Origin of the sequence: Klebsiella sp. RCJ4, assembly GCF_009025755.1 — a bacterium.
Lineage (GTDB): Bacteria > Pseudomonadota > Gammaproteobacteria > Enterobacterales > Enterobacteriaceae > Klebsiella > Klebsiella michiganensis.
The window spans coordinates 274,859-295,443 of the sequence record NZ_WCIN01000023.1 but is presented as its reverse complement, the minus strand read 5'-3'; the positions used below and the strand labels follow the sequence as shown (position 1 = coordinate 295,443).

The 20,585-nt window shown below is 59.2% G+C and carries 16 protein-coding genes; 13 read left to right on the top strand and 3 right to left on the bottom strand.

Translation table 11 applies throughout. From position 1 onward, the window contains the following. Positions 1-20 precede the first annotated feature (20 nt). The 8 genes from iscU to sseB all read left to right on the top strand — a co-directional run bounded on the left by iscU (position 21) and on the right by sseB (position 6,025). On the top strand, positions 21-407 hold the full coding sequence (gene iscU, locus F8562_RS07805) for a Fe-S cluster assembly scaffold IscU (protein ID WP_002913991.1): 387 nt from the start codon (positions 21-23) through the stop codon (positions 405-407). A 19-nt stretch (positions 408-426) separates the two neighbouring features. Further along, positions 427-750: an iron-sulfur cluster assembly protein IscA gene (gene iscA / locus F8562_RS07800; RefSeq protein WP_004104506.1), complete on the top strand. Its 324-nt coding sequence runs from the start codon at positions 427-429 to the stop codon at positions 748-750. A gap of 73 nt (positions 751-823) precedes the next feature. Further along, entirely contained in the window at positions 824-1,339 is a 516-nt protein-coding gene (gene hscB / locus F8562_RS07795; protein ID WP_014839207.1) for a co-chaperone HscB, read from the top strand. A 15-nt stretch (positions 1,340-1,354) separates the two neighbouring features. Continuing rightward, a complete protein-coding gene (hscA, locus tag F8562_RS07790; RefSeq protein WP_014839206.1) occupies positions 1,355-3,205 on the top strand; it encodes a Fe-S protein assembly chaperone HscA in 1,851 nt (616 codons plus the stop codon). A gap of 1 nt (position 3,206) precedes the next feature. Continuing rightward, the gene (fdx, locus tag F8562_RS07785; protein ID WP_004104503.1) at positions 3,207-3,542 is read left to right on the top strand and encodes an ISC system 2Fe-2S type ferredoxin; all 336 of its coding nucleotides are present in this window, start codon (positions 3,207-3,209) and stop codon (positions 3,540-3,542) included. Position 3,543: 1 nt separating this feature from the next. Next, positions 3,544-3,744, top strand: coding sequence for a Fe-S cluster assembly protein IscX (gene iscX / locus F8562_RS07780; RefSeq protein WP_004104502.1), 201 nt, complete (start codon positions 3,544-3,546; stop codon positions 3,742-3,744). Between the two features lie 106 nt (positions 3,745-3,850). Continuing rightward, complete coding sequence (gene pepB, locus F8562_RS07775; protein WP_014839205.1) at positions 3,851-5,137, top strand: aminopeptidase PepB; 1,287 nt, start codon at positions 3,851-3,853, stop codon at positions 5,135-5,137. A gap of 111 nt (positions 5,138-5,248) precedes the next feature. Next, complete coding sequence (gene sseB / locus F8562_RS07770) at positions 5,249-6,025, top strand: enhanced serine sensitivity protein SseB (RefSeq protein WP_014230370.1); 777 nt, start codon at positions 5,249-5,251, stop codon at positions 6,023-6,025. A 39-nt stretch (positions 6,026-6,064) separates the two neighbouring features. On the opposite strand, the gene sseA is transcribed toward sseB, so the two are convergent. The 3 genes from sseA to F8562_RS07755 form a co-directional block, all read right to left on the bottom strand. Continuing rightward, positions 6,065-6,910, bottom strand: coding sequence for a 3-mercaptopyruvate sulfurtransferase (gene sseA / locus F8562_RS07765; RefSeq protein WP_014230369.1), 846 nt, complete (start codon positions 6,908-6,910; stop codon positions 6,065-6,067). 124 nt (positions 6,911-7,034) lie between these two features. Then, positions 7,035-8,219: a M20 family metallopeptidase gene (locus F8562_RS07760; protein ID WP_014230368.1), complete on the bottom strand. Its 1,185-nt coding sequence runs from the start codon at positions 8,217-8,219 to the stop codon at positions 7,035-7,037. Positions 8,220-8,254: 35 nt separating this feature from the next. After that, positions 8,255-9,466 carry a hypothetical protein gene (locus tag F8562_RS07755; protein ID WP_014839204.1) on the bottom strand — a complete coding sequence of 404 codons (1,212 nt, stop codon included), beginning with the start codon at positions 9,464-9,466 and terminating at the stop codon, positions 8,255-8,257. Positions 9,467-9,866: 400 nt separating this feature from the next. Here F8562_RS07755 and F8562_RS07750 point away from each other — a divergent pair, with 400 nt between their 5' ends. The 5 genes from F8562_RS07750 (at position 9,867) to rodZ (ending at position 20,569) form a co-directional block, all read left to right on the top strand. Further along, the gene (locus tag F8562_RS07750) at positions 9,867-14,813 is read left to right on the top strand and encodes an alpha-2-macroglobulin family protein (RefSeq protein WP_042934142.1); all 4,947 of its coding nucleotides are present in this window, start codon (positions 9,867-9,869) and stop codon (positions 14,811-14,813) included. Continuing rightward, a complete protein-coding gene (gene pbpC / locus F8562_RS07745; RefSeq protein ID WP_014839202.1) occupies positions 14,814-17,138 on the top strand; it encodes a peptidoglycan glycosyltransferase PbpC in 2,325 nt (774 codons plus the stop codon). A 170-nt stretch (positions 17,139-17,308) separates the two neighbouring features. Next, positions 17,309-17,740: a nucleoside-diphosphate kinase gene (gene ndk / locus F8562_RS07740; protein WP_004114414.1), complete on the top strand. Its 432-nt coding sequence runs from the start codon at positions 17,309-17,311 to the stop codon at positions 17,738-17,740. Positions 17,741-18,153: 413 nt separating this feature from the next. Further along, positions 18,154-19,320 (top strand): bifunctional tRNA (adenosine(37)-C2)-methyltransferase TrmG/ribosomal RNA large subunit methyltransferase RlmN, encoded by a 1,167-nt coding sequence (locus F8562_RS07735; protein ID WP_004123586.1) that lies wholly within the window; start codon positions 18,154-18,156, stop codon positions 19,318-19,320. Positions 19,321-19,597: 277 nt separating this feature from the next. After that, complete coding sequence (gene rodZ, locus F8562_RS07730) at positions 19,598-20,569, top strand: cytoskeleton protein RodZ (RefSeq protein ID WP_094909360.1); 972 nt, start codon at positions 19,598-19,600, stop codon at positions 20,567-20,569. Positions 20,570-20,585 lie beyond the last annotated feature (16 nt).

The following is a 20,585-nucleotide window of genomic DNA, read 5'->3' as shown; positions in this document are numbered from 1 at the left end:
ACCAATAAGGAGAATTCATCATGGCTTACAGCGAAAAAGTTATCGATCATTACGAGAATCCGCGCAATGTCGGCTCCTTCGACAATAGCGACGAAAACGTCGGCAGCGGCATGGTTGGCGCACCGGCGTGCGGCGACGTGATGAAGTTGCAGATTAAAGTCAACAATGAAGGTATCATTGAAGACGCGCGTTTCAAGACCTACGGCTGCGGTTCCGCTATTGCTTCCAGCTCCCTGGTGACCGAGTGGGTGAAAGGGAAATCGCTGGACGAAGCTCAGGCGATCAAAAACACCGATATCGCAGACGAGCTTGAGCTGCCGCCGGTGAAAATTCACTGCTCTATTCTGGCGGAAGACGCGATTAAAGCCGCGATTGCGGATTACAAAAGCAAACGTGAAGCAAAATAATTAAGAGTTGAGGTTTGTTATGTCGATTACTTTAAGCGACAGTGCAGCAGCGCGAGTCAACACCTTTCTGGCCAACCGCGGTAAAGGGTTTGGTCTGCGCCTGGGAGTCAGAACTTCCGGCTGCTCGGGTATGGCTTATGTACTGGAGTTTGTTGACGAGCCGGCGGCAGAAGACACCGTGTTTGAAGACAAAGGCGTGAAGGTCGTGATCGACGGCAAAAGTTTGCAGTTCCTCGACGGCACGCAGCTGGACTTCGTCAAAGAAGGTCTTAACGAAGGGTTTAAGTTCACCAACCCGAACGTGAAAGACGAGTGCGGCTGCGGCGAAAGCTTTAACGTGTAATCGGTTATCCCTGACCCCACCGTAGTCTCGCTGCGCGTGGGGTTTGCTTTATCTCGTTAACCCTGAGGTTGCTATGGACTATTTTACCCTCTTCGGGTTACCGGCCAGCTATACCCTTTCGTTAGAACCCCTGGCTGCCCGGTACCAGGAGCTACAGCGCCAGTATCATCCCGATAAGTTCGCCAGCGGCAGCGCGGCTGAACAGCTCGCCGCGGTGCAGCAGTCCGCCACCATTAATCAGGCGTGGCAAACCCTTCGTCATCCGCTGACCCGCGCCGAATATCTCCTTTCACTTCACGGTTTCGATCTCGCCAGCGAGCAGCATACCGTGCGCGATACCGCGTTCCTGATGGAACAGCTGGAACTGCGCGAAGAGCTCGATGATATAGGCAAGGCGAAAGATGAAGCGCGGCTGGAAAGCTTTATCAAGCGGGTCAAAGCGCAATTTGATACCCGGCATCAGCTGATGGTTGAACAACTGAATAACGAGACGTGGGAGGCGGCGGCGGATACCGTGCGCAAGCTGCGTTTTCTCGATAAACTGCGAAGCAGTGCGGAACAACTCGAAGAAAAACTGCTCGATTTTTAATTTTCGGAAGCAATTATGGCCTTATTACAAATTAGTGAGCCCGGACTGAGCGCCGCGCCGCACCAGCGACGTCTGGCGGTGGGTATCGACCTGGGCACCACCAATTCACTGGTGGCTACCGTGCGTAGCGGCCAGGCCGAAACTCTGCCCGACCATCAGGGGCGCTATTTGCTGCCGTCGGTGGTGAACTATCAGGCTTCGGGTTTGACGGTGGGCTATGACGCGCGACAAAACGCCGCTCTGGATCCGGTCAACACCATCAGCTCCGTCAAACGCATGATGGGCCGCTCTCTGGCCGATATCGAGGCCCGCTACCCACATCTGCCTTATCAGCTGCAGGCCAGCGAAAACGGCCTGCCGATGATTCAGACTACGGGGGGGTTGCTCAATCCGATCCGCGTATCTGCCGACATTCTAAAAGCGCTGGCCGAACGCGCCACCGAGGCGCTGGCGGGCGAGCTCGACGGCGTGGTGATTACCGTGCCGGCCTACTTCGATGATGCTCAGCGGCAGGGAACCAAAGACGCGGCGCGTCTGGCGGGCCTGCACGTGCTGCGTCTGCTGAACGAGCCGACCGCGGCGGCGATAGCCTACGGCCTGGACTCCGGTCAGGAAGGGGTCATCGCGGTTTACGATCTCGGCGGCGGTACTTTTGATATCTCCGTGCTGCGCTTGAGCCGCGGCGTGTTTGAAGTCCTGGCCACCGGCGGCGATTCCGCGCTCGGCGGCGACGATTTCGATCATCTGCTGGCCGATTATCTGCGCGAGCAGGCTGGCCTGAGCGATCGCAGTGATAACCGCCTGCAGCGCGAGCTGCTTGACGCGGCGATCGCGGCGAAAATCGCCCTCAGCGATGCCGAGACGGCGCGGGTGAACGTCGGCGGCTGGCAGGGGGAGGTGACCCGTAGCCAGTTTAATGCGCTGATCGCCCCGCTGGTCAAACGCACCTTGCTGGCCTGCCGTCGCGCGTTGAAAGACGCCGGCGTTGAGGCGCAAGAGGTGCTGGAAGTGGTGATGGTGGGCGGCTCGACCCGCGTGCCGCTGGTGCGCGAACGCGTCGGCGAATTCTTTGGCCGTACGCCGCTGACCTCTATCGACCCGGATAAAGTCGTCGCCATCGGCGCGGCGATTCAGGCGGATATCCTGGTAGGCAATAAGCCGGACAGCGAACTGCTGCTGCTTGATGTCATTCCGCTCTCTCTGGGGCTGGAAACCATGGGTGGCCTGGTGGAAAAGGTTATCCCGCGTAACACCACCATTCCGGTGGCGCGCGCGCAGGAGTTCACTACCTTCAAAGATGGTCAGACGGCGATGTCTATCCACGTTATGCAGGGCGAGCGTGAGCTGGTGCAGGACTGCCGCTCCCTGGCGCGCTTTGCGCTGCGCGGCATTCCGGCATTACCGGCGGGCGGGGCGCATATTCGCGTGACCTTCCAGGTGGATGCCGATGGCCTGCTGAGCGTGACGGCGATGGAGAAATCGACCGGCGTTGAGGCCTCTATCCAGGTGAAACCGTCCTACGGTCTGACCGATGGCGAGATCGCCAGCATGATTAAAGATTCGATGAGCTACGCCGAACAGGATGTCCAGGCGCGTATGCTGGCCGAGCAAAAAGTTGAAGCCGCGCGCGTACTGGAAAGTCTGGTCAGCGCGCTGGCCGCCGACGCCGCGCTGTTAAGCGCCGCAGAGCGTCAGGCTATCGATGACGCCGCGGAGCAAGTGCGCGCCGCGGCGGCAGGCGATGATGCCGATGCAATCAAAGAAGCGATTAAAAATATCGACACACAAACCCAGGAATTCGCCGCACGTCGTATGGATCAATCGGTCCGTATCGCGCTGAAAGGCCAATCCGTGGACGAGGTTTAAAATGCCAAAAATTGTTTTTCTGCCCCACCAGGACCTGTGTCCGGATGGCGTAGTTGTGGAAGCTGAGACCGGTGAGACCATTCTTGATGCAGCGCTGCGTAGCGGTATTGAGATTGAACACGCCTGCGAAAAATCCTGTGCCTGCACCACCTGCCACTGCATCGTGCGTGAAGGCTTTGACTCGCTGGCGGAAAGTACCGAAGATGAAGACGACATGCTGGATAAGGCCTGGGGGCTTGAGCCCGACAGCCGTCTGAGCTGCCAGGCGCGGGTGACTGACGAAGATTTGGTCATCGAAATTCCGCGTTACACCATCAACCACGCACGCGAGCATTAATATGGGACTGAAATGGACCGATAGTCGTGAAATCGGCGAAGCGCTGTACGACGCTTTCCCGGATCTCGACCCGAAAACCGTTCGCTTCACCGATCTGCATCAGTGGATTTGCGATCTGGAAGAGTTTGATGACGATCCGAACGCATCCAATGAAAAAATTCTTGAGGCGATTCTGCTAGTCTGGTTAGACGAAGCAGAATAATTTTCGCGTCATGATTTATCCGGTGGTTTAAGCCGGATGAATCAACGAGCGAAAGAACTTTACGGGCTGCCATACGGCGGCCCGTTTGCTAAGAAGGATAATGATAATGACCGAAGCTATGAAAATTACGCTTACCGCTCAGCCAGCCGATGCGCGCTGGGGAGAAAAAGCATCTTACAGCATTAATAACGACGGCATCGCCCTGCATCTGAACGGCAAAGACGACCTCGGTTTGATTCAGCGCGCGGCGCGAAAAATTGACGGCATGGGCATCAAACATGTCGCGCTTGACGGCGAGGGCTGGGATACCGATCGCGCATGGGCATTCTGGGCCGGCTATAAAGGCCCGAAAGGCAGCCGCAAAGTGGAGTGGCCGGCCCTCGACGATGCGCAGAAAAGCGAACTGGATAACCGCCTGACCATTATTGACTGGGTCCGCGACACCATCAACGCCCCGGCGGAAGAGCTGGGGCCGGAACAGCTGGCGCAGCGTGCGGTAGACCTGCTGTGCAGCGTGGCCTGCGATAGCGTCTCTTATCGCATCACCAAGGGCGAAGATCTGCGCGAGCAGAACTACCTGGGCCTCCACACCGTCGGCCGCGGCTCCGAGCGTCCGCCGGTCCTGCTGGCGCTGGACTATAACCCAACCGGCGACAAAGAAGCCCCGGTGTACGCCTGCCTGGTCGGTAAAGGCATCACCTTTGACTCCGGCGGATACAGCATCAAGCAGAGCGCGTTTATGGACTCGATGAAGTCCGATATGGGCGGCGCGGCGACGGTAACCGGCGCGCTGGCGTTCGCCATCACGCGCGGCCTGAACAAGCGCGTGAAGCTGTATCTGTGCTGCGCCGATAACCTGATTAGCGGTAACGCCTTCAAACTGGGCGATATTATTCACTATCGCAACGGCAAAACCGTGGAAATCATGAACACCGATGCGGAAGGTCGCCTGGTGCTGGCGGACGGCCTGATCGATGCTTCGGCGCAAAAGCCGGCGCTGATCATCGATGCCGCCACGCTGACCGGCGCGGCGAAAACCGCGCTTGGCAATGATTATCACGCGCTGTTCAGCTTTGATGATGCGCTGGCGAATCGCCTGCTGGCGAGCGCGCAGGCTGAAAACGAAGCTTTCTGGCGCCTGCCGCTGGCTGAGTTCCACCGCGGCCAGCTGCCGTCCAACTTTGCTGAACTGAACAATACCGGCAGCGCGGCCTATCCGGCCGGCGCCAGCACCGCGGCGGGCTTTCTGTCCCACTTCGTGGAGAATTATCATGAAGGCTGGCTGCATATCGACTGCTCGGCGACCTACCGCAAATCTGCGGTTGAGCAGTGGTCGGCGGGCGCGACCGGCCTCGGCGTGCGCACTATTGCTAATTTGCTGACCGCGGAATAACCCTTTCCCCTGACCCTCCCCCTGATGTTTCAGGGGGAGGTCACGTTCGGCTTTCTCCCGCTTCCTTCGTGGAGAGAGCCGGGGTGAGGGGATTTTCGTTGTGGAACTACTATGTCCGAAACTAAAAATGAGCTAGAAACCCTGCTGGAGAAGGCGGCTACCGAGCCAGGCCATCGTCCGGCGTTTTTCCGTACGCTGCTGGAAGCTACCGTGTGGGTACCCGGAGCCGCCGCTCAGGGCGAGCAGGTCGTTGAAGACAGCGTGCTGGATCTGCAGCACTGGGAAAAAGATGATGGCACATCGGTCATTCCTTTTTTCACCTCGCTGGAAGCGCTGCAGCAGGCCGTTGAGGACGAACAGTCTTTTGTGGTGATGCCGGTGCGCACGCTGTTCGCCATGACCCTCGGCGAAACGCTCTATCTCAATGCCAAACTCGCCACCGGCAAAGAGTTTGCGCCGCGTGAGATTAGCCATCTGCTGGGGGAAGAGGGCAGCCCGCTCAGCACCCAGACCGTGCTTGAAGGCGGAGAGTCGCTGCTGCTGTCTGAGGTTGCCGAGCCGCCCGCGCAGATGGTGGACTCGCTGACCACGCTGTTTAAGACCCTGAAAACGGTGAAGCGCGCGTTTTTATGCTCTATCAAAGACAGCGCCGATGCGCCAGCCAACCTGCTGATTGGTATTGAAGCGGAAGGCGATATTGAGGAGGTTATTCAGGCGACCGGCAGCGTGGCGACCGATACGCTTCCCGGCGACGAGCCGATTGATATCTGTCAGGTGGTGGAGGGGGAAAAGGGGATTAGCCACTTTATGATCGCCCACATCACGCCGTTTTATGAAAAGCGCTGGGGCAGCTTCCTGCGCGACTTTAAGCACAATCGGATTATTTAACTCAACGGGGGCTCAGGCCCCCGTTGTTCTCTTTACTGCCTACTGCGCCGGTTCAATCGGCAAATCCGTCCGCGCCCCCCATTCGCTCCATGAGCCGTCGTACAGGCTAACGCCGTTAACGCCGAGGGTGGTGAGCGCCAGCACGACGACCGCCGCCGTTACGCCGGAGCCGCAGCTGGCAATAATCGGCCGTTCAAAATCGACGCCCTGACGCGCGAAGATCTCGTTGAGTTCATCGGTGGTTTTCAGTTCGCCGTTAATCACCAGTTCCGTCCACGGTACGTTTAGCGCGCCGGGAATATGCCCGCTGCGCAGTCCCGGTCGCGGCTCTGCCACCTGGCCATTAAAGCGTCCTGCCGGGCGCGCATCGACGATCTGCGCCGATCCTTCGTGGCTGACCAGCAGCACATCGGTCAGGCGCTTGATCGCCAGCGGATCGACGCGGCCGTCAAAATCACCTTCCGGCAGTTCGGGGAGGCCCTGCTCCAGCGGCAGCCCATCGCGGCGCCAGCCCTCCAGCCCACCGGCGACAATCGACACCTTTTCAACGCCGAACGTGCGCAGCATCCACCAGGCGCGCGGCGCGGAGAAGAGATTGCCTTCATCGTATACCACCAGATGCTTATCGCTGCTGACGCCAAGTTCGCGCATGGCGACGGCAAACGCCTCCGCGCGCGGCATCATGTGCGGCAGCGGGCTGGTGTGGTCAGAGAGGGCTTCGATATCGAAAAAGACGGCGCCGGGAATATGGCCTGCCTGATACTCAGCGTTAAGATCGCGCTCTTCTTGTCCCGGAGGGGCCATCCGCGCGTCGATAATCTGGATTTCCGGGTCATCAATATGCTCTGCCAGCCAGTCGGCAGCGACAAAAAACGAGGTAGACATGAGTGCCTCCGTGTCATCAACAATAGAGTGATTGTTGTTGTTTTTTGCGATATCGACAAGGCATTTTCAAGGAGAGGCGGCGGGAATGTGATATTCCCCCGAGCGGCGTCGGGGGAGGATTGGCTTAAAACGCGTTTTGCTGCAGGTAGCGCCAGGCGTACTGCGCGTACAGTTCAGCGCCGCTTTTCATCACCTGCTCGTCGATATTAAAGCAGCCGTGATGGTGCGCGTAGTCGCTGCCTTTCTCTTTATTGCCCGAGCCGAGCAGCGCAAAGGCGCCGGGGATATTTTGCATATAAAAACTAAAATCTTCTCCGCCGGTGGTCGGTTTTTCATTGAAAAGGACGCCATCGCCGAACGCGTCGCGGATAACCGACTGCGCCAGCAGCGCGCTGCGCTCTTCGTTGATCACCGGTAGCGTACCGTAGCAGTAGTCAACCTGAGCGGTCGCCCCATATACCGCGGCGGTATGCTCGGCATAGCGGGTAATGGCCGTTTCCAGGCGCTGGCGCGCTTCCAGGCTGAAGCAGCGCACGGTACCTTCAAGAACGGCGTTTTCGGCAATGACGTTAAAGCGCGTGCCGACATCCATTTTGCCGATGGTGACTACCGCGGACTCCAGCGGGGAGGTTTCTCGCGCCACAATAGCCTGCAGATTCATCACGAAAGCGGAAGCGACCACCGCCGCATCGACGCAGGCCTCCGGCATCGAACCGTGGCCGCCGCGGCCGCGGAAGGTCACTTTCAGCAAATCGGCTGAGGCAAAGGAGGAACCGACGTTGCAGGAGATTTTGCCGGACGGCGTGCCGGACCAGATATGCATCCCGAAAACGTTATCCACGTTATCGATAGCCCCCTGCTGAATCATCGCCTTCGCCCCCTCGGCAATCTCTTCCGCAGGCTGAAAGATCAGCCGGACGTTGCCCGCCAGCTGCTCGCGGACGTCATATAACGCACGGGCGGCGGTCAGCAGCATGGCGGTATGGGCGTCATGGCCGCAGGCGTGCATTTTCCCGGGAGTTTGTGATTTATAGTCGAGCGGGTCGTTCAGCTCCACCACCGGTAACGCATCCATATCGGCGCGCAGAGCCACGGTTTTACCCGGCTGGCCGCCGGCGATGTCGGCGATGATTCCGGTGGGATGCGTCCGGCGGTAAGGGATACCGATGGCCTCCAGTCCGGCGGCGACGCGATCCGTGGTGCGCTTCTCCTCCCAGGGAAGTTCCGGATGGGCGTGCAGGTCGCGACGAAAAGCGATCATCGCCTGTTCTTCTCTGGCGATAATCGCGGTGATGTCAGGGTTAATCATCAATGGCTCCATCATTTGCTAAAAATTCAACGCGCTCAGCCGACAGCGGGGGTCAGATAGCCGACCAGAATTCCGGCTAACACCACCGAAACCATGGTGACGGAGACGAATCCGCCGACCAGCATCGGGCCCAGCATATGGTGGGTCAGCATCTGGCGCTCTTTTTCATCGTGGGTGAGGGCGTTGATGGCCTCGTTGGTAATAATATAGTCGGCGGGGAAACCGTACAGCGCGGTCAATGAGATGGCGAAAGCCATCGGGCCGCTGACGCCAAGCAGTTTCCCGACCAGCCAGGAGACAATAAACATCCCGATCGCCGCCGTGGCGATTAACACCACCATCGGGAAAAGCAGGCGCAGCAGCATCTCCGGCGTGGCTTTGTTTAAGGTATCAAAGATAAATAGCATCAATGCCATAATGGCGAAGCCAAAGCCGTTCGCCTTATGCAGCATATGCTTTTCAAGAAAGCCTAACGAGGTAAACACCACGCCAAAAAACAGGCACAGCACGAAGGGGCTGATATTCACTATCGGCTTCGCGAGGTCGGCGACAAGCCAGGCCAGACAGCCGACCAGCGCCAGCCGCAGGAATTTAAAGTAGTTGCTGTTGTAGCTAACGGGGATTTTACTGAACAGGCGCGGCATTTTCTCCTCGCCAACGGTGAGCATCGCGTGCTCTTCGGCAATGTCATCAGGGCGCTGTTCGCCGCTGCGGTAGCGGGCAAGCAGCGTTTTGCCTTCTCGTTGCAGCATAATAGCGGTCAGCGGATATCCGGCGAACCCCTGCATCACGTAAATCAAAATGGCAAAAACCGACAGGTCGACCAGTCCGGCGCTGCTCGCGCCCTGCGACATAATCAGCGATGAGACGATACCGCCGACCAGCGGAGGAATGGTGACCAGCGCGGTGTTGCGGTCGAACAGCGCCAGGCTCACCGCAAAGACCGCCGCCGCGATCCCGGCAATGCCGGCGAGGGAGATGACCACGGCCTTCCACTGCTGCGCCAGCTCTTTTAGCGACAGCAGGGTGCCCATATTGGTGATTAACAGATACATCAGCATTATGGCAACCGGCGTGCCGATTCCGGCCCGGCTGATAATATCTGCCGGGAAAAATGTCCAGTACCCGATTAAAAACAGGACCGCACAGACAAATACGGAGGGAATCCAGGCTTTTGTGCGGGTTGAAACAACGTCGCCGATATAAAGAATTAAAATAATAATCGACAGTGCGACCATCTGAGACATAAATAACTTCCATATTATTAATCCCATATATATTTATATGAGATGGGTTGATGTTGTGCTATCTGGTAAACGCTGGAACGTACAGTCAATATCATCGCCGGCGTAATAATTTATATTTTAAAGGCAATGATATCCCGAACAATAAATAGAAAACGCGCGCCTTGTCAATTTATATGGGCGGAGAGAATGGGATTTCAGAATAAAAAGTATCGATAGCTGAGGATATTAAAAGTTGATATAAGAAAAATCGTAGCGTGGTATATCCGTTAAATTAATCCACTCCTGCTATCCGTGGTCCCTACCAATATTGCTTGCTAGCGCGCTATTGGTAATTCTGCCGTTAACGCATAATAATGTGTTCACTGAATTTATCTGGCCTGCGGGCCGAGGGGTTAGAAGGATGAAACCATTTCGTTTGGCGGCGCTATCTCTGGCGCTACTTACCGCGCTATCGTTGACCGCCTGTGACGACAGCGGCAAACCGCAGGCGGTCGCGTCGGCGCCATCCGCGGCGGCAGATAGCGCTCCCGCGAAGCCGGACAGCGCCCAGCTGGCGGCGCTGGCTGAAAAAAGCAAAGGCAAAGCGTTAACGCTGCTGGATGCTTCTGAAGTTCAGCTCGACGGCGCGGCGACGCTGGTGCTGACCTTCTCTATTCCTCTGCAGCCGGATCAGGATTTCTCCCGCAGCGTGCATCTGGTCGACAAAAAAAGCGGCAAAGTCGATGGGGCATGGGAGCTGGCGCCCAACCTTAAAGAGCTGCGTCTACGCCATCTTGAGCCAAAACGCGAGCTGATCGTTTCGCTCGACCCCACCCTGACCGCGCTGAATAAAGCGACCTTAGACAGCAGCGTTGAAAAAACCATTACCACCCGCGACATCGCCCCGAGCATCGGCTTTGCCAGCCGCGGCTCGCTGCTGCCGGGGAAAGTGGTGGCCGGACTGCCGGTGATGGCGCTGAATGTCGATAACATCGACGTCAATTTTTTCCGCATCAAACCTGAATCGCTCTCCGCCTTCGTCAGCCAATGGGAATACCGCAATTCCCTGAGCAACTGGGAGTCGGACGAGCTGCTGAAGATGGCCGATCTGGTCTACACCGGCCGTTTTGACCTTAACCCGGCGCGCAATACGCGCGAAAAACTGCTGCTGCCGCTGGCGGATATCAAGCCGTTGCAGGAGCCGGGCGTCTATATCGCGGTGATGAACCAGGCGGGCCGCTACAGCTATAGCAACGCCGCGACGCTGTTCACCCTCAGCGATATCGGCGTATCCGCGCACCGCTACCACAACCGGCTGGATGTCTTTACCCAGAGCCTGGAAAACGGCGCGGCGCAGTCCGGTATCGATGTGCAGCTGCTGAACGCCAAAGGGCAAACCCTGGCGCAGGCGAAGAGCGACGCTCAGGGGCACGTGACGCTGCAAACGGACAAAGAAGCGGCGCTGCTGCTGGCGCGTAAGGACGGGCAAACCACTCTGCTGGATCTCAAACTTCCGGCGCTGGACCTGGCTGAATTTTCCATCGCCGGCGCGCCGGGCTTCAGCAAGCAGCTATTTATGTTTGGCCCACGGGATCTCTATCGTCCGGGCGAAACGGTTATTCTCAACGCGCTACTGCGCGATAGTGACGGTAAACCGCTCCCCGAGCAGCCGGTGAAGCTGGAAGTGGTGCAGCCGGATGGCCAGGTTATTCGTTCGACGGTCAGCAAACCGGTTAACGGCCTGTATCAGTTGACTTATCCGCTCGATAGCGGCGCGGCGACCGGGATGTGGCACATTCGCGCCAGCACCGGCGACAACCAGCCGCGCGAGTGGGATTTTCACGTTGAAGATTTTATGCCTGAGCGCATGGCGCTGAATCTCACGCCGCAAAATGCCCCGGTTTCGCCGGCTGCGGATGTCAGCTTTGCCGTGAGCGGGGCGTATCTGTACGGCGCGCCGGCCAGCGGCAACCCGCTGCAGGGTAAACTGTTCCTGCGTCCGCTGCGCGATGCGGTGCCTGCGCTGCCGGGCTTCCAGTTTGGCGACATTGCCGAAGAGAACCTTTCCCGCAGCCTGGATGAAGTGCAGACCACCCTGGACGATCGCGGACATGCGGAAGTCACCGCCGCCAGCCAGTGGCAGGAGAGCCGCTCGCCGCTGCAGGTGATCCTGCAGGCCAGCCTGCTGGAATCCGGCGGCAGACCGGTCACGCGCACCGTCAGGCAGCCGATCTGGCCGGCCGAAACGCTGCCGGGTATCCGACCGGAATTTGCCCTGAAAGAGGTTTACGACTATCGCACCGACAGCACTATCAAGCAGCCGGTGGTGGATGAAAACGGCACCGCCGCGTTTGAGATTGTGTATGCCGACGCCAAAGGTGAGAAGAAAGCGGTCTCCGGGCTGCAGGTTCGGTTGATTCGCGAACGCCGCGACTACTACTGGAACTGGTCCGAGAGCGAAGGCTGGCAGTCGCAGTTCGATCAAAAAGATCTTCAGGAAGGCGAGGAGTCGCTGGATATTTCAGCCGGACAAACGGCGAAAGTGAGCTTCCCGGTCGAGTGGGGTTCTTATCGCCTGGAAGTTAAAGGGCCGGATGATGCGGTCAGCAGCGTGCGCTTCTGGGCCGGATACAGCTGGCAGGATAACAGCGATGGCCAGGGGGCGGCGCGTCCGGACCGCGTCACCATGAAGCTGGACAAACCGGCCTATAAACCGGGCGATACGATCAAGCTGCATATCGCCGCTCCGGCAGCCGGTAAAGGCTACGCGCTGGTGGAATCAAGCGAAGGGCCGCTGTGGTGGCAGGAGATTGACGTCCCGGCGGAAGGGATGGAGCTATCGATCCCGGTGGATAAAGCGTGGAATCGTCACGACCTCTATCTCAGCACCCTGGTGATTCGTCCGGGGGATAAATCCCAGTCCGCGACGCCAAAACGGGCGGTGGGTCTGCTGCATCTGCCGCTTGGCGATGAAAATCGCCGTCTGAACCTGACGCTGGAAGCGCCGGATAAAATGCGCCCCAACCAGCCGCTGAAGGTCAACGTTAAGGCCAGCGTCAAAGAAGGCGAGACGCCGAAACAGGTTAACGTGCTGCTCTCCGCCGTCGATAGCGGCGTACTTAATATCACCGACTATGCAACGCCGGATCCGTGGAACGCTTTCTTTGGCCAGAAACGCTACGGCGCCGATATTTACGATATCTATGGTCAGGTGATCGAAGGGCAGGGGAGACTCGCCAGCCTGCGCTTCGGCGGCGACGGTGATGAACTCAAACGCGGCGGCAAACCGCCGGTTAATCACGTGACGATTATCGCTCAGCAGGCGCAGCCGGTGGTGCTGGATGAGAAAGGCGAAGGGACGGTGACTTTGCCGATTGGCGACTTTAACGGCGAACTGCGGGTTATGGCCCAGGCGTGGACCGCAGAGGATTTTGGCAGCAGCGAAGGAAAAACGATCGTGGCGGCGCCGGTTATTGCCGAGCTGAATATGCCGCGCTTCCTCGCCAGCGGAGATACCACTCGCCTGGCGCTGGATCTCAGCAATCTGACCGATAAGCCGCAGACCCTCAACGTTGCGCTGGCCGCCAGCGGTCTGCTGCAGCTTGAAGGGGGAGAAATACCGACGGTGCATCTGGCTCCCGGCGCGCGCAGCACTCTGTTTGTGCCGGTTCGCGCGCAGCAAGGCTTTGGCGATGGTCAGGTGAATGCCACCATCAGCGGCCTGAACCTGCCGGGTGAAACCTTCGCGCCGATGCAGAAGCAGTGGCAACTGGGCGTGCGTCCGGCTTTCCCGGCGCAAACCGTGAATTCCGGCGCTGTCCTCCAGCCGGGTGAAAGCTGGCAGGCTCCGGCGGCGCAAAGCGAGGGCTTCTCGCCCGCGACGTTGCAGGGGCAGCTGGTGTTCAGCGGTAAGCCGCCGCTGAACCTGGCGCGCTATATACGCGACCTGAAAGCCTATCCTTACGGCTGCCTGGAGCAGACCACCAGCGGGCTGTTCCCGTCGCTCTATACCAACGCCGCCCAGCTTAAAGCCCTGGGGATCGGCGGCGATAGCGATGAAAAGCGACGCGCGGCGGTGGATATCGGCATTTCTCGTCTGCTGCAGATGCAGCGCGATGATGGCGGTTTCGCCCTGTGGGATAAAGAAGGGCCGGAGGAGTACTGGTTGAGCGCCTACGCGATGGACTTCCTCGTCCGGGTGGGCGAGCAGGGCTACAGCGTACCAACGAACGCCGTCAATAACGGCAACCAGCGCCTGCTGCGTTATTTACAGGAGCCGGGGCTGATGACCGTCCGCTATAGCGATGATGCCCAGGCCAGCCGCTTTGCCGCTCAGGCCTACGCCGCGCTGGTACTGGCCCGGCAGCAGAAAGCGCCGCTCGGCGCGCTGCGCGAAATCTGGAGCCGTCACGACCAGGCGCGTTCCGGTCTGCCGCTGCTGCAGCTGGGCGTGGCCCTGAAATTGATGGGCGATGCGCCGCGCGGCGACGAAGCCCTGAAGCTGGCGCTGACGACGCCGCGGCAGGACGCGAATCGCTGGCTCGGCGATTACGGCAGCGAGCTGCGCGACGATGCGCTGAAGCTGGCGCTGCTGGAGGAGAACAAACTGCTGCCGGAAGCGCAAAATACGCTGCTCAGCCATCTGGCGGACGAAGCCTACGGCCAGCGCTGGCTCTCGACGCAGGAGAGTAACGCCCTGTTCCTGGCCGGGCGTACGCTGCAGGATCTCCCCGGCAGCTGGCAGGCGCAAACCTCCGTGCAGGCCGAACCGCTCTCCGGCGAGAAAGCGCAAACCCGCAACCTGACCGGCGACCAGCTGGCGGCCTTGCAGGTGACCAATACCGGCCAGCAGCCGCTGTGGCTCCGTCTCGACAGCAGCGGATATCCGCAGAACGCGCCGCAGCCGGGGGGCAACGTACTCGGCATTGAACGGCAAATTTTCGATACCCAGGGCCAGCAGAAATCGCTCTCTTCGCTGCGCAGCGGCGAACTGGTGCTGGTAAAGCTGGAAGTGACGGCTAAGCGTAACGTCCCGGACGCGCTGGTGGTGGATTTACTCCCGGCGGGGCTGGAGCTGGAAAACCAAAATCTGGCCAACAGCAGCGCCAGCCTGCAGGAGAACGGCGAGGTGGTGCAGAATCTGCTTAACCAGATGCAGCAGGCCGATATTCAGCACATTGAGTTTCGCGACGATCGCTTCGTCGCCGCGGTGGCTATCAATGAAGGCCAGCCGGTGACGCTGGTTTATCTGGCGCGCGCGGTGACGCCGGGCACCTATCAGGTACCGCAGCCGCAGGTCGAGTCAATGTACGTGCCGCAGTGGCGGGCAACCGGCGCGGCCAGCGGACCGCTCACCGTTGCACCCTAAATGCGGGCACTGAAGCGCATTAAACGCCGCTGGTGCTGGCTGGCGGCGTTTATTTTTTTGCTGTGGCTGCTGCTGCTGGCCGCCGATCGCCTGTGGCCGCTGCCGCTGCGCGAGGTGACGCCTGCCCGAGTGGTGGTGGCGGAAGACGGGACGCCGCTGTGGCGTTTCGCCGACGCGCAGGGCGTCTGGCGCTATCCGGTGACCCTGGCTGACGTTTCGCCGCGCTATTTACAGGCGCTGATCCAGTATGAAGATCGCTGGTTCTGGGATCACCCCGGCGTTAATCCGTTCTCGATCGTTCGCGCTGCCTGGCAGGATCTCACTTCCGGGCGGGTGATCTCCGGGGGCAGCACCCTGACCATGCAGGTGGCGCGCCTGCTCGATCCGCATCCCCGAACCTTTGGCGGCAAGCTGCGTCAGCTATGGCGCGCGCTGCAACTGGAGTGGCATCTGTCAAAAAGCGAGATCCTCACGCTCTACCTCAACCGGGCGCCGTTCGGCGGTACGCTGCAGGGGATCGGCGCAGCCAGCTGGGCCTATCTCGGTAAACCGCCCGCGCAGCTCAGCTATGGCGAAGCGGCGCTGCTGGCGGTACTGCCGCAGGCGCCGAGCAGGCTGCGTCCGGATCGCTGGCCGGAGCGAGCGCAGGCGGCGCGCGATAAAGTGCTGCTGCGGATGGAAAATCAGGGCGTGTGGCCGGCGCAGCCGGTACGAGAAGCTATCGAGGAACCCGTCTGGCTCTTTCCGCGGCAGATGCCGCAGCTGGCGCCGCTTTTTGCCCGCCGCGCGCTGGCGAGCAGCCGCGCAGAGAAGGTGGTAACGACGCTGGATGCCGGACTGCAGCGGCAGCTGGAAGACCTGGCGCTGAACTGGAAATCGCGCCTGCCGCCGCGCAGCTCTTTAGCGATGATCGTAGTTGACCATACCAATATGAAGGTGCGCGGTTGGGTAGGGTCGGTGGATATCAACGATGATAGCCGCTTTGGTCATATTGATATGGTCTCGGCGATCCGCTCCCCGGGCTCGGTTCTGAAGCCGTTTGTTTATGGTATGGCGCTGGATGAGGGGCTGATCCATCCGGCTTCGTTGTTACAGGATGTGCCGCGACGGTTTAGCGACTACCGGCCGGGGAATTTTGACAGCGGTTTTCACGGGCCGGTGAGCGCCAGCGACGCGCTGGTTCGCTCGCTGAACCTTCCGGCAGTGCAGGTGCTGGAGGCCTACGGGCCGAAGCGTTTTGCCGCCAGGCTACGCAATGCCGGATTGCCGCTGATGCTGCCCGCCGGCGCGGAGCCGAATCTGTCGCTGATCCTCGGCGGAGGCGGCGCGCGTCTGGCGGATATCGTGGCGGCGTACAGCGCGTTCGCCCGCCATGGTAAGGCGGGACAATTGCGCATCACGCCAGACTCACCGCTGGTTGAGAGGCCGCTGCTGTCGCCGGGCGCCGCGTGGATCGTGCGGCGCATACTGGCCGGCGAAGCGCAGCCGGTGCCCGATGCGTCGCTGGTGCAGGTGGTGCCGCTGGCGTGGAAAACCGGAACCAGCTACGGCTACCGCGATGCCTGGGCGATCGGCGTGAACGCCCGCTATCTGATAGGTATCTGGACCGGGCGACCCGACGGCACGCCGGTCGTCGGGCAGTTTGGCTTCGCCAGCGCGGTGCCGCTGCTGAACCAGGTGAATAATATGCTGCTGGCGCGCCCGGCGATGAGCCGCGGCGGATTGCCGGCCGACCCTCGCCCGTCGTCGGTCAGCGCCGGGACGGTTTGCTGGCCCGGCGGGCAGAATTTACCCGCGGGCGACGCGAACTGCCGCCGACGGCTGGCCACCTGGCTGCTCGATGAGAGCCAGCCGCCGACCCTGCTGCTGCCCGGCCAGGAAGGTATCCGCGGGATTCGCTTCCCGGTGTGGCTGAATGAGAAAGGGCTGCGGGTGGCGGCAGATTGCCCCGGCGCGGTAGAGAAAAGCCTCGACGTCTGGCCGCTGCCGCTTGAACCCTGGCTACCCGCAGGCGAACGGCGTCGCGTCAGGCTGCCTGCGGTTTCGGCGGCGTGTCCGCCGGTGCAAACCGCGGATGCCGCTCCGCTGGTGCTCTCCGGTCTTCGTGAAGGCGCGGTGGTTAAACGGCTGCCCGGCGAGCAAAAGGTGATGCTGCCGCTGCAAACGACCGGCGGGGAGGGGCGCCGCTGGTGGTTTCTTAACGGTGAGCCTCTGCCGGCGGAAGGCGCCGGCGCGACCCTTAACATCGATCGCCCTGACCGTTATCAGCTGGTGGTGATGGACGAGGCGGGGCAAATTGTTGCCGTGAACTTCACCGTGCAATAAACGTAACGTGCCTTAATTGGCGGGATTTGTTGTTTAAGGTCGCTTTTTTTTAAAAAAATGTTACCTAAACACATAGGCAATCGCCTTAGATGATGATTATAATTCGCGCCGTATTTATCGGTCTCATCTGCTCATCTGCAAAACAGAACAACATATATAAAGAGGTTATCATGGCTATTGAACGTACTTTTTCCATCATCAAACCAAACGCGGTGGCAAAAAACGTTATTGGCGGCATCTTTTCTCGCTTTGAAGCTGCAGGGTTCAAAATTGTTGGCACCAAAATGCTGCATCTGACCGTTGAGCAGGCTCGCGGCTTCTATGCTGAGCACGAAGGTCGCCCGTTCTTTGACGGTCTGGTTGAATTCATGACTTCCGGCCCGATCGTGGTTTCCGTGCTGGAAGGCGAAAATGCGGTTCAGCGTCATCGTGACCTGCTGGGCGCAACCAACCCGGCGAACGCGCTGGCGGGTACCCTGCGCGCAGACTACGCTGACAGCTTCACCGAGAACGGCACCCACGGTTCCGATTCCGTTGAATCCGCTGCGCGCGAGATCGCGTTTTTCTTTGCTGAAGGCGAGGTTTGCCCGCGCACCCGCTAATCTCCCGCGTCTTTCACGCCACCGCTTTGTTGGCTTCATTCGCGCACCCCGGTCACATAGTTATCTATGCTCCCGGGATTTGCGAATTCGCCGCCTCGCCGTGACGTAAAATACTTTGGAGATACCCATCCTCGTCGTCTTTTCGACTATCGCTGTGTTGGCTGCGCGCGTTCACCCCGGTCGCTTATCTATGCTCCCGGGGCTTCACTTGCTTACCGCCTTGCGACAATCGAAAATCCTTAGAGGATCTGCCAGGCAGTTACAGATTTTTTCATCATTGCTGCGTGCAAACGTGGTATTGATGGACCAGAATTTGTAGAATACAGCGCCCCGGATGAGCAGTCGCTCCCGGGGCGTTTCTTTTTTCAACCCTCCAGGGGCCATAACGTGTAATAACGAGGCCGGAATCAATTATGTCTGAACAAATAGTCACACCTGATAGCGCCGCTCTGACGGTGCCGAACAAAGATGCCAAAATCAACCTGCTGGATTTGAATCGTCAGCAGCTGCGCGAGTTTTTCAAAAACATGGGCGAAAAGCCTTTCCGCGCCGATCAGGTGATGAAATGGATGTATCACTACTGCTGCGATAACTTTGACGAGATGACCGATATCAACAAAGTTCTGCGCGGCAAATTAAAGGAAGTCGCGGAGATTCGCGCCCCGGAAGTCGTTGAAGAGCAGCGCTCCAGCGACGGTACCATTAAGTGGGCGATTGCCGTTGGCGATCAGCGCGTCGAAACCGTGTATATCCCGGAAGACGATCGCGCCACCCTGTGCGTTTCTTCCCAGGTGGGCTGCGCGCTGGAGTGTAAATTCTGCTCTACGGCCCAGCAGGGCTTTAACCGCAACCTGCGGGTTTCGGAAATTATCGGCCAGGTCTGGCGCGCGGCGAAAATCGTCGGCGCGGTGAAGACCACCGGCGTACGTCCGATTACCAACGTGGTGATGATGGGGATGGGCGAGCCGCTGCTGAACCTGACTAACGTGGTGCCGGCCATGGAGATCATGCTCGATGACTTCGGTTTTGGTCTCTCTAAACGTCGCGTCACGCTCTCCACTTCCGGCGTGGTGCCGGCGCTCGATAAGCTTGGCGATATGATTGACGTCGCGCTGGCCATCTCTCTGCACGCGCCGAACGATACCATTCGTGATGAAATCGTGCCGATCAACAAGAAATACAATATTGAGACCTTCCTGAACTCGGTGCGTGGCTATATTTCGAAGTCCAACGCCAACCAGGGACGCGTCACTATCGAATACGTCATGCTGGATCACGTCAACGACGGCACCGAGCATGCGCACGAGCTGGCCGCGCTGCTGAAAGATACGCCGTGCAAGATCAACCTGATCCCATGGAACCCCTTCCCGGGCGCGCCGTATGGCCGTAGCTCCAACAGCCGTATCGACCGTTTCTCCAAGGTGTTAATGGAGTATGGTTTCACCACGATCGTGCGTAAAACCCGCGGCGACGATATTGATGCCGCCTGCGGTCAGCTGGCCGGCGACGTTATCGACCGTACCAAGCGTACGCTGCGTAAACGTATGCAGGGCGAAGCCATCGACGTGAAGGCGGTCTGATAATCAATGATGCAGCGCACAGCCCTGGCGGTGCGCTGCATATTTATGTGGAATCGCCGGGCGAAATACGCTGTTGTGGTTAATAATTACGGTGCGTTTTTGTCGACTTTGAGGCAGTATGTAGCGGTACAACAACCGCTTAGCATTCAATATTGATAAGTCTCTGTGATACCAGGTCATACGGACTTATACTGTTTGTCTGACGTTGAGCAGATGTCTCGCGGCGCGGGGTCACCGGCGCTGAATTTTAAATTTCACGTACCAGTAGTTGTAGCGAATGAATACTGAAGCCACTCAAGACCATCAAGAAGCAAACACCACGGGCGCGCGTCTGCGTAATGCCCGCGAACAACTCGGGCTCAGCCAGCAGGCGGTGGCTGAACGCTTATGCCTGAAGGTTTCCACGGTTCGTGATATTGAAGACGATAAGGCACCCGCCGATCTTGCTTCAACCTTCCTGCGCGGCTATATCCGCTCTTATGCCCGCCTTGTGCACATTCCTGAAGAAGAGCTGCTGCCGATGATGGCCAAGCAGGCTCCGATCCGGGCGGCGAAAGTTGCCCCCATGCAGAGCTTCTCGCTGGGTAAACGCCGTAAAAAGCGCGACGGCTGGCTAATGAGCTTTACCTGGCTGGTGCTGTTCGTGGTGATTGGCCTCAGCGGCGCCTGGTGGTGGCAGGACCACAAAGCGCAGCAGGACGAGATCTCCACGATGGCCGATCAATCCTCCGCCGAACTGAATGCGGGCGATAGCAACAGCCAAAGCGTCCCTCTGGATAATCAATCGGCGAATTCTGCACCGGATACCGCCGCCAACAGCGCGCCTGTAGAAACGTCTCCGGCGCCAGCGGCGTCGGCCCCGGCCCCGGCTCCGGCCGAGAATAACGCCGTTGTCGCGCCTTCTCAGGCCAACGTCGATACGGCGGCAGCGCCGGCAACTTCGCCGTTACCGACCGACCAGGCAAACGTGACCGCTGCGGCGGCCTCCGCCCAGGATCTGGTGCTGAATTTTACCGCCGACTGCTGGCTGGAAGTGAGCGATGCGACCGGTAAAAAGCTGTTCAGCGGTTTACAGCGTAAAGGCGGTAACCTCAATCTGAGCGGCCAGGCGCCTTATAAGCTGAAAATCGGTGCCCCGGCGGCGGTACAGATACAGTATCTGGGTAAACCAGTCGATTTGAGTCGTTTTATCAGAACTAACCAGGTTGCACGTCTGACCCTCAATGCCGAACAATCACCGGCGCAGTAACAGACGGGTAACGCGG